The 9,696-nt window shown below is 65.1% G+C and carries 6 protein-coding genes, 1 tRNA gene and 1 pseudogene; 5 read left to right on the top strand and 3 right to left on the bottom strand.

Features of this window, described 5'->3' with window-relative positions; all coding sequences use genetic code 11:
• From A5646_RS29615 to A5646_RS25040, 3 genes and pseudogenes are all read left to right on the top strand, one after another.
• Positions 1-2,364 (top strand): annotated as a pseudogene (locus tag A5646_RS29615) (regulator); the annotation flags it as partial.
• Positions 2,361-3,077, top strand: coding sequence for a Type 1 glutamine amidotransferase-like domain-containing protein (locus tag A5646_RS25045; protein WP_067024989.1), 717 nt, complete (start codon positions 2,361-2,363; stop codon positions 3,075-3,077). The pseudogene A5646_RS29615 and the gene A5646_RS25045, both read left to right, overlap by 4 nt.
• Before the next feature lie 37 nt (positions 3,078-3,114).
• Entirely contained in the window at positions 3,115-4,716 is a 1,602-nt protein-coding gene (locus A5646_RS25040) for a bifunctional aminoglycoside phosphotransferase/ATP-binding protein (protein WP_067024987.1), read from the top strand.
• Positions 4,717-4,738: 22 nt separating this feature from the next.
• Here A5646_RS25040 and A5646_RS25035 read toward each other — a convergent pair whose 3' ends face one another.
• Positions 4,739-5,659: a YgcG family protein gene (locus A5646_RS25035; RefSeq protein ID WP_067024984.1), complete on the bottom strand. Its 921-nt coding sequence runs from the start codon at positions 5,657-5,659 to the stop codon at positions 4,739-4,741.
• Positions 5,660-5,876: 217 nt separating this feature from the next.
• Here A5646_RS25035 and A5646_RS25030 point away from each other — a divergent pair, with 217 nt between their 5' ends.
• Positions 5,877-7,283: an aldehyde dehydrogenase family protein gene (locus A5646_RS25030; protein ID WP_066869510.1), complete on the top strand. Its 1,407-nt coding sequence runs from the start codon at positions 5,877-5,879 to the stop codon at positions 7,281-7,283.
• A 109-nt stretch (positions 7,284-7,392) separates the two neighbouring features.
• Here the strand turns inward: A5646_RS25030 and A5646_RS25025 are convergent, their stop codons facing one another.
• A complete protein-coding gene (locus A5646_RS25025; protein ID WP_066876187.1) occupies positions 7,393-8,496 on the bottom strand; it encodes a cytochrome P450 in 1,104 nt (367 codons plus the stop codon).
• Positions 8,497-8,815: 319 nt separating this feature from the next.
• Between A5646_RS25025 and A5646_RS25020 the strand changes: the two genes are divergently transcribed.
• Positions 8,816-8,889: transfer RNA gene (locus A5646_RS25020), tRNA-Cys, on the top strand.
• A gap of 2 nt (positions 8,890-8,891) precedes the next feature.
• Here the strand turns inward: A5646_RS25020 and A5646_RS25015 are convergent.
• Positions 8,892-9,281, bottom strand: coding sequence for a YchJ family protein (locus A5646_RS25015; protein ID WP_066869503.1), 390 nt, complete (start codon positions 9,279-9,281; stop codon positions 8,892-8,894).
• Between the last annotated feature and the right edge of the window lie 415 nt (positions 9,282-9,696).

Raw genomic sequence — 9,696 nt, 5'->3', positions numbered from 1 at the left:
GCGATGGCGGGCCTGGTCGATGAAGCTTTCTTGTCGGACGACCGTCGTCGAGGCATAAACGCCGGAATCCGCCGCGGTCGAGACGTTGAGATGGCGAATTGGCGCGCCACCGCCGAAGTTTGGAAGTCCGATGTCCGGGCGACCACCGTTGCGACTCGTGGAGAGTGCCTCGCAATCCTGCGTTTCACCTTTGCAAGCCAAGATTCGCTACCCACGGCATCGCAGGCTGCCGCGCTGTCCGTCGTACAGGTCAACGACGACAGCCGATGTGCGGCTACTGTCGTATTTGACCCCGAAGACGTTGACGGAGCCTTCGAAGAGCTTGAAACCCGTTACCTGGCAGGAGAAGCAGCCGCGCAGGCGCACACCTGGTCCGTAATCTCTAGTGCCTATGCCGCCATGAACCGGCACGAGCTTTTCGCGACAACGCCAGACTTCGTCGACATCGACCGTCGGCACGTGACCACAATTGCGTCCGGGGACGCGATCGCAAACCTTCGCGCTTCGTGGGAGCTTGCGCCGAATCTGAACATCTACATCGAGGCCGTGCACCGGCTCAACCATCTCGGAGCGGCCATCACCTATGCGGCCAAGGGGACATCGCAGAACGGTTTCGAGGGCGAGTGGCGGGCGATCAACATCCTGACGATCGAAGGTGATTTGATCAGACGGGCCGAGATTTTTGACGAGGCAGACCTCGACGCCGCGCTCGCCCGGTTCGACGAGCTCAGTCGGCCGGCCCTGAAAAACCCGGCAAGCCAAGCGTACGAGCGTATTTGTGAGTGCTTGAGCGGGCGTGACTGGGACGCCATCGCCGAGCTAACCGCCGAAAACATCTCCGTCGACGACCGTCGGCGAGTAGTGAATGCCGGGGTTATCAGCGGCCGGAAAGCCAATATCGAAAGCACGAGGGCGCTCGCTGAGGTCGGGTTCACCTTGACGATGCCGAGCGTCATAGCGACTCGTGGCGCACGCCTCGCGCTGCTCCGTGTTCGCGTTTCGGGCAGCGACCCGGAAGCGATTGCAAACGACGCACTGAACATTGTCGAGCTCGATTTCGACAGGCGCGTCGCGGCGGACGTCGTTTTCGATCTCGAAGACGTCGACGCCGCCTTCGCGGAGCTCGAAAGCCGTTACCTTGCCGGGGAAGCAGCCAATCACGCCGATACGTGGTCGGTGGTGATCGGCGCCAACGCCCAATTCAATCGGCACGAGCTCCCCGCAACGACATCAGATGCGGTTTACATCGATCATCGTCCGGTCGTGTCGATCGAGGGGGTTGATCTGGCCACCTCCGTTGGTGCCATGTGGGACCTCATGTCGGATAGCAGCGCCTACATCGAAGCCGTGCATCAGCTCAGCGGCCTCGGAGCCGTCACCACCCAAGTGCTGAAGATGCTCTCGCAAGAGGGCTTCGACGCGGAATTGCGGTTGACCTACGTGATTACGGTCGAGGGCGACCTGCTTAGCCGCATCGAGGTCTTCGACGAGGCAGACCTCGACAAAGCGCTCGCGAAGTTCGATGAGCTGCACCGCCCCACGCAGCGACTGGAGAATGCGGCGAGCCGGGCGGAACACCTTCTCTTTGCGCACTCGGCGGCCCGCGATTGGGCCGCTGCAGCCGAGATTTTGGCCGACAACAGCTTCGTCGAGGATCACCGGAGAGTGGTGAATGTCGGGTTCTGGGACGGTCGCGATGCCATGCTGAAAAACATGCAAGCTTTAGAAGAGGGCCTCGCGCGGGTAGCTCTGACGGTCATTGCGACACGCGGCGAGCGCCTCGCCCTCATTCGTGTGCGTTCCTTTGACCACGGCTTACAACCGGGGGAATTTGTGGTCGAGATTTTGGGAGTCACCGAGGTCGACTCCGCCGGGCGGATTGCGGCACACGTATTCTTCGATGTCGACGACATCGACCGCGCTTTCGAAGAACTCGAAACGCGTTATCTAGCAATCGAAACAGCCGCCCATGGGCGTACGTGGTCGACACTGTTGCGAGATTTCGCCGCGTTCAACGAACACAAGCTTCCATTGACAACGCCAGACTGGGTGAACCTAGACCACCGGCGGGGTCGAGCGTTTTCGCCGGGTGACCTCGTTCCATACATCCATGCCACGTGGCAGGTGGCGCCGCAGGCGAAGATCTACGTCTATGCGGTGCATCGGCTGAGCGATCTCGGAGCTGTCGTCACCCAGTCGACGCATGGGACGTCACCGGACGGCTTCGATGCCGAGTGGCTCGAGATAAGTCTTTTTACTCTCGACGGCGACCGGATCAACCGCTGCGAGGTATTCGACGAGGCGGACCTCGACGCCGCGCTGGCGCGCTTCGACGAGCTCACCGGCAAAGACCAGCCGAAGTGACGGCGCCGCAACGTCAACCGCTCTACTTGCTGGCGGACAGCCAGCTGCTGTTCTGGAAGCGTCACGACCGGCTCCTTCTCGAAGAAGCGCTCGATGGATTGGCACGCGACGAGCCGCCGAGCGCCGCCTACGTCGGTGCCTCCAACGGCGATCGTCTGGAGTTCTACGAAATCTTCGAAGCCGCAATGGATGCCATGGGCCTCACCGACCGCCTGATGGTCCGTTCGTCCTTCGGACCTCACGACCGCGCCTTCCTGGAGCGAGCACAGTTGATCGTCCTCGCCGGCGGCGATGTGCGTCGTGGCTGGACTACGTTCGAGAAAACGCGCATGAAGGACGTGATTCTGGACCGGTACGCCAAAGGAGCTGTCCTCGTAGGTGTCTCGGCCGGTGCCGTCCAGCTCGGACGCCACGAACTAGCCGACGCACCAGAAACTTCCGCGACCGAGCTGCTCACCCTGTTCAATCTGGTGCCGATGATCATCGACGCGCACGACGAGCGGGCCAAATGGACGCGACTCTCGCGAACAATTCAGCTGCTCGACGGATCGGTGACCGGCCTCGGAATCCCCACCGGCGGCGGCGCTGTCGTGCACCCGGGCGGCACCATCGAGCCCCTGCGGCATGCCGCCCACACAGTCACCTTCGACGGCGTGGACGTCACGCACTCGCTGGTGCCCGCCGACGTCCGGCCAGGATACGAAAGCCCTTGACGGGCGGGCAGAGCGCCTGCAATCGTTCGGCGAGACCATGACGCACGCCTTCGACCCGACCGGACCCGACGGCCGCCCGCGGATCGTCGCCGATCTGCTGCGACCCGATGCCTACGACCCGCCGGCCGACGATGTGCGTCTCCACGAAACGCACAGCTCGTGGGTCCTGCTTGCCGGCAGTTACGCCTACAAGCTCAAGAAGCCGGTGAACCTCGGCTTCCTGGACTTCACCACCATCGAGCGCCGCCGCGCCGACTGCGCAGAGGAGCTGCGCCTCAATCGGCGGTTCAGCCCGCAGATGTATCTGGGAGTCGTCGAGGTCGCCGAGCGAAAAGGCCACTACCGCATCGGTGGTGAACCGGGGTCGGGCGAGCCGGCCGTGTGGATGCGGCGCCTACCGGAGGAGGGCATGCTGCCCGCCAAGCTCGCGCGCGGCGACGTTGACATCCGTCTCGCACGTCGAATTGGTCGCACCCTGGCCAAACTTCACGACAGGGCCGAGACCGGCCCGGACATCGATGAGTACGGCAGCGCGACCAGCGTGATCGCGAATTGGCGGGAAAACTTCGACCAGATTGCACCTTTCATCGGCCGAACCATTTCGCGCGACGTCAACGAGGATATCCGCACCTACGTGGGCCAGTTCGTGCGCAGCAACGCGCCGTTGCTTCGACGACGGGTCACGGAAGGTCACGTCCGGGATGGGCATGGTGACCTGCACGCCGCCAGCATCTGCATCGACAACGGCCAGATCCTGCTGTTTGACAGCTTGCAGTTCGCGCCGCGCTATCGGTGCGCCGACCTGGCCTCGGAGGTGGCGTTTCTGGCCATGGATTTCGAGTATCACGGACGCGCGGACCTGGCCTGGGCCTTCGTCGACTCCTATGTCCGGGCGAGCGGCGACGTTGGCCTGCCCAGCCTGCTCGACTTCTACACGTGCTATCGCGCGTACGTTCGCGGCAAGGTCCGCAGCCTACGGCTGGCCCAGACCGAACGGACTCCCGATGGTGAAGGGCATCAACTCATCGCGGAGTCGCGGGCTTACTTCGACCTGGCCTGGGCGCACGCGGGTGGCCTGCCACGACCACCGATGATGGTCACCATGGGCCTTCCGGCAAGCGGCAAAACGACATTGGCGCGCTCTCTCGCCGGCCGATTCGGGCTGGTGCACCTCTCGTCGGACGTGGCGCGCAAGAGGATGGCGGGAATCGAACCCACCCAGCGTGGCACCGATGCGTTCGGCTCCGGTCTCTACGACCCCGCAACGACGCGGACTACATACGCTGCGCTGCGCCGCGACGCGGGCCGCTGGTTACGCCGCGGCCGCGGCGTGGTCGTCGACGCCACGTTCGGCAATCCGGCCGAGCGGGCCCAGATGCAAAGGCTTGCACATCGACTCGGCGCCGATCTTCACGTGGTCCTGTGCGACGCGGACGACGCCACGCTGATGGCGCGTCTCGAGCGTCGCGCCACCGAGCGAGGCGTCGTCTCGGATGCGCGCATCGAGTTGTGGCCTGAGCTGCGAGCCGCTTTCACGCCTCCCGACGAGCAACGGTCCGTGCTGCGGGTCGACGCGACGCGAAATATCGAGGACACCGTCGAACAGGCGGTGGCGCTGCTGCGTGCAAGCTATCGATAGCTACGCGGCTCTCTTTCGGCGATCACCGGGTCGACGCGTTGCCGCGTCGTCGCGGCGTGCGGTGCGCGGCGAGCACATCGGCATTGGCCAGCGTTTGCGCCTGTGCGGCCAGCGTCGATGCCCGGTTGGCGTACGCAATCGCTTCGTCCTGGTTGCCCGCTTCCTTGTCGCGCGCCGCTGCCAGGTGCCGTTTCGCGTCGTCGAGCCTGGCCTGGGCCTCGGATCCGATGGTGGCGCGATGCCTGGCGGCATAGTCAGAGATCTGGCGCACCCTGGCGTCGGCGGTCGACAACGCCTGCTGCAACGGAGGATCGCCGCCGTCCACGGCCACCTGTCCACCGGTAGTGCTCGCGCGCCGGCGGCGGCGTGCGCGAAACAGCAGAAGCAACAGCAGCAGGACGACCACGACGGCGATGACGCCGATCGCGATCGGCAGCCAGCTCGACTTTGACGAGCCAGCCGCCTTGGGCGAGCTGGCCGATTTGTCCAGCCCGTCGGCCGCCGCGACCGCCACACCACCCCAGTTCTTGGCGCCGAGCACGGGTTCAATCTGGTTGCTGCGCAAGCTGTTCAACTCTGCCGGTGTCAGGCCCGGCACCTGTGGGGGCACGCTGAACGCGTACAGCTTGGTGTTGGTGGCGACGGCCAGCAACGCGTCGTGGTCGCCGATCCCGCTGGCGCTGCGTGTCTTATCGGCCCAGTTGTCGGGTTTGAACCTGTTGAAGTTGTCGACGTAGACGACCCACAGTTGAATGTGCCGATCGCGGTAGAGCCGGTCGAGCGCTTCGCTGACCGCTGCCCGGTCGGAAGCCGTCAGCACGCCGGTGCTGTCGGTGATGTGGTCGGTGAGCTTGAACGGGGGCTGCGCCCCGGCCGGGGTTGCCCAGAGCAGCCCCGCTACGAGGATCGTCAGGACCGCGCCGAACAGACGAACAACCCGCATAGGGGTCAATCTAGCCGTCCAGGCGGGGGTTCGGGCAGGGGTCAAAGTCGCGCCCCGCGGGCCTCGGTTCCTGTTCGTCATGGCGGTGACCAGCGGAATCCACCTAGGTTGCAGGCCCGCCGCGGTCTTCGATGCGTACTGGACACCCCTTGGTTAAGCGCGTAACCTCTGTCGGGCGACGACAGCATTCCCCGCGAGTGAAGGGCTATGAGGAACATTGAGTAACACCATTGCGGTCTTCAACCCGTCCACCGAGGAGCAGATCGCGGAGGTCCCCGATTCCGACCAGGCGGCCGTCGACGCGGCCGTGGCCCGGGCACGCGAGACCTTCGAGTCGGGGGTGTGGCGCAAGGCGCCCGCATCGCACCGCGCCAACGTGCTTTTCCGCGCGGCGCGCATCATCGAGGAACGCAAAGACGAGTTGGCCGCGCTCGAGTCGCAGGACAACGGGATGAACCTGACGGCCGCGGGCCACATCATCCCGGTCTCGGTAGACATGCTGAAGTACTACGCCGGCTGGGTCGGCAAGATCCACGGCGAGTCGGCCAATCTCGTCTCTGACGGCCTGCTCGGCACCTGGGAGACCTACCACACCTTCACCCAGCTCGAGCCCGTCGGCGTCGTCGGCCTCATCATCCCTTGGAACGGACCGTTTTTCGTCGCGATGCTCAAGGTCGCGCCGGCGCTGGCGGCGGGATGCAGCGCGGTCCTCAAGCCCGCCGAGGAGACGCCGCTGACCGCGCTGAAACTGGAGGAGATCTTCCGCGAGGCGGGTCTGCCCGACGGCGTTCTCAACGTCATCACCGGTTACGGCGAGACCACCGGCGCCGCGCTCACCGCGCACCCGGACGTCGACAAGATCTCGTTCACCGGGTCGACGGAGGTCGGTCGGCTGATCGTGAAGGCGGCGGCGGGGAACCTCAAGCGGCTCACCCTCGAGCTCGGTGGCAAGTCGCCGCTGATCATGTTCGACGACGCCAACCTCGACAAGGCCATCATGGGCGCTGGCATGGGCCTGCTCGCCGGCTCCGGGCAGAACTGCTCGTGCACCTCGCGCATTTACGTCCAGCGCGGCATCTACGACAAGGTGGTCGAGGGCCTCGCGGGATTCGCCCAGATGCTGCCGATGGGCGGCAGCGATGATCCGGACTCCGTGCTGGGCCCGTTGATCAGCGACAAACAACGCAAGCGGGTCGAAGGCATCGTCAACGACGGCGTGGCCGGTGGCGCGCAGGTGATTACCGGCGGCAAGCCGATGGACCGCAAGGGCTACTTCTACGAGGCGACGATCATCACCAACACCACACCCGACATGCGTCTGATCAAGGAAGAGATCTTTGGGCCGGTGGGCTGTGTGATCCCGTTCGACGACGAGGACGAGGTGATCGCCGCCGCGAACGACACGCACTACGGGTTGGCCGGTTCGATTTGGACCGAGAACCTCTCCCGCGCCCACCGCGTCGTGAATGAGCTTCGCGCGGGCCAGATCTGGGTGAATTCCTCCCTCGCGGCGGACCCGTCGATGCCGATCAGCGGCCACAAGCAGTCGGGCTGGGGCGGCGAGCGTGGCCGCAAGGGTATCGAGGCCTACTTCAACACCAAGGCCGTCTACATCGGCCTCTGACCGGCCTTCATCGAGTCGCGAGCGTAAGCACACGACGGAAACTGGCTTGGTTTTTCGCAGTGGACTTACGCTCGCGGCGTCTTGCGCGCTAAGCCCGATCCCTCCGTACTCACCGGTCTGGTCGCCACCTGAGCGGCACGTGCACCGGGAACCAATCGTCGAAAATCACTGCTGGCCGAGCGCTGTAGGCTTTGGGATGCCACGCTCTGGGGACATCGCCACCGTTCCAGTCGAACCAGAAAAACGGGACCTCGGCAAGCCACACCTCAAAGAACGCGCTCAGCAGATCCCGGGCCAGATGCGACGCAGGACAACGGTGCGGGCCTCCCCCAAAACTCCAATGACGTTGCGGACCATTCAGTTTGATGCTGTGACCGGACATGTCGTCGGTCTCGTCACGGTGAACCAGCCCGACACACAACTCGACGGGGGACGCGGCTGGGATCGTCGTGTCGCCGATTGTAATGCTGCGACTGGTGATTCGTGAGACGGTCTTCGCCCCACCATCCAACCGCAGCAGCTCCTCGATGAACCTGCCTTGCCGATCTGGGTTTTCGCGTAGCTCCCGCTGAAGTATCGGCTGCCGCGCCAGCACCGCCAATCCGGCCTTGATGGCTAGTGACGCAAAAATCACCCCGCGGCCCACCGAGCCCATCACTCCCAGTACTTCTAGGTCGGTGAGCGGTTCGGTGGCGAGAAGGCTGATCACATCGGGGCCGCCCTGTGGCGCTCGGCGGATCGCCCCCACCAGTTCGACGTTGACCGCGTCGGGAGCGAGGTCTGTAGGCAGCCCGCAGATCGTGACGAATGCTGCGCGCCAGACAACGTCAGCGACACCCGCACCATCGCAGCTGTCCCGTCTCGCCGCTACGGCGCCGACGATTCTTTCGATGATCCCCCGCACGGGCCTCAGCATGTCCCGCGAATTCCCCGGCGTGAACAACAGCTCGACCATTATTTTCCGGTAAGGCCCGAAGGGCGGGTTGCCGGGCATCAGTTCGCCCTGGCGGCTGGCGAAAGTCTCGCCATCGCGTATGGCGGCGAGGACGTCGTCGCGGCGCCATAGCACGTATGTGCCGTCTGGCTCCCTCAGCACTCTTTGACCGGCCCGCTGTGCGGCGGCCAGCCAGTCCCGAAAACCCGCGGCTGCATCCTCGTCGGACCGCATGACTTCCAGCGCGGCCAGATCGGCGTCGCCACCAGACTCGATCATTGCGCACCAATGACTTTCACGCCACCACCTAAAACTCCGACACCGCAAGTTTATCCGCAGGAAGCCCGTCGTAGCTCAACGACCGCCGAACACTTGGAGCAAAACGCCTGACAGACCGCTGCGGCAGGCGCGAGCGCGGACAGCCGCGCAGGCAGGGCGGGCGCTAGCGCGAGCGTAAGCACACGACGGAAACTGGCTTGGTTTTTCGCAGTGGACTTACGCTCGAGGGCGTCCTTGGCCCGCGGCAGGCTCAACGAAATGATCGCGCCGAGGCAAACTCTGGGCAACAGCCGCGTGCGGTGGCATCGTTGCGACCTGTGCGGGTGTGGCTGAGTGGTTAGGCAGCGGCCTGCAAAGCCGTACACACGGGTTCAAATCCCGTCACTCGCTCCAAATCAGAGAGACCGTTTCGCGACGGCGTCGAGATAGAACCATCGGCCGGCGCGGCGCTCGAAGCGGCTGCGCTCGTGCAAAATACCGCCGCGGCCGGCGGATTCGTAGCGGGCGGTGAATTCCACCTCCCCGGCATTGTCGTCGGCCCCGCCCGCGACGGTGTCGCTTACCTCTAGGCCGGTCCAGGTGATGCTGGGGTCAACGGTCACCTCGGGTGGCCGGGTACGCGGATGCCAGGTGCGAAATAGGTAGTCGGCGTGGCCGCGCGCAAATGCAGAATACCTCGAGCGCATCAACGCCTCGGCCGTTCGGGCCTGCAACTCACCGTCATGCAAGGGCCCGCAACACGCGGGATAGGTTTCGCCGCTGCCGCAGGGACACGGTTCGTTCATGCCACGACACTGACACACCCTTACGGCGACTCCCCCGGCGGCGCGGCGCCGGCCGCATCCTGCAGCACCTGCTGCAACTTGTCGAGGGGATCGCCGTTAGCCGGGTCGAGCCGTCGTGGCGGGATCTCACGGCCGTCGGGTGCGACGGCGACGAGCGGCGGCGGGGGACCGCGTACGCGCCGACGAACGCTACGCGAGTGCGCTGGCCGTCGTCGACGCCGCGCCGGGCGGCTGCTTTTCCGGCAACGCCGACCCGGACCCGCAACGGCGCGCCATCCGTGACGACGCGGCAAACAGGTTGGCGGTTAAGAGAAGTGCGCTCAACGCGCCGCCGGAAGCGCCGCGTCGGCTCGCACCGCGCTCCCATCGCCGCGGGCGAACGAGGAGGCGGCCCAATGCCCCACCACGGCAACCG

This window comes from Mycobacterium sp. 1245499.0, from assembly GCF_001673615.1.
Lineage (GTDB): Bacteria > Actinomycetota > Actinomycetes > Mycobacteriales > Mycobacteriaceae > Mycobacterium > Mycobacterium europaeum_A.
This window is presented reverse-complemented; position numbering and strand designations above follow the sequence as displayed.

Bases quoted from the DNA above. Each gene is read 5' to 3' on its own strand.
- A5646_RS25035 (WP_067024984.1), bottom strand. From the start codon at position 5,659: ATGCGGGTTGTTCGTCTGTTCGGCGCGGTCCTGACGATCCTCGTAGCG.
- A5646_RS25025 (WP_066876187.1), bottom strand. From the start codon at position 8,496: ATGATCGAGTCTGGTGGCGACGCCGATCTGGCCGCGCTGGAAGTCATG.
- A5646_RS25040 (WP_067024987.1), top strand. From the start codon at position 3,115: ATGACGCACGCCTTCGACCCGACCGGACCCGACGGCCGCCCGCGGATC.
- A5646_RS25015 (WP_066869503.1), bottom strand. From the start codon at position 9,281: ATGAACGAACCGTGTCCCTGCGGCAGCGGCGAAACCTATCCCGCGTGT.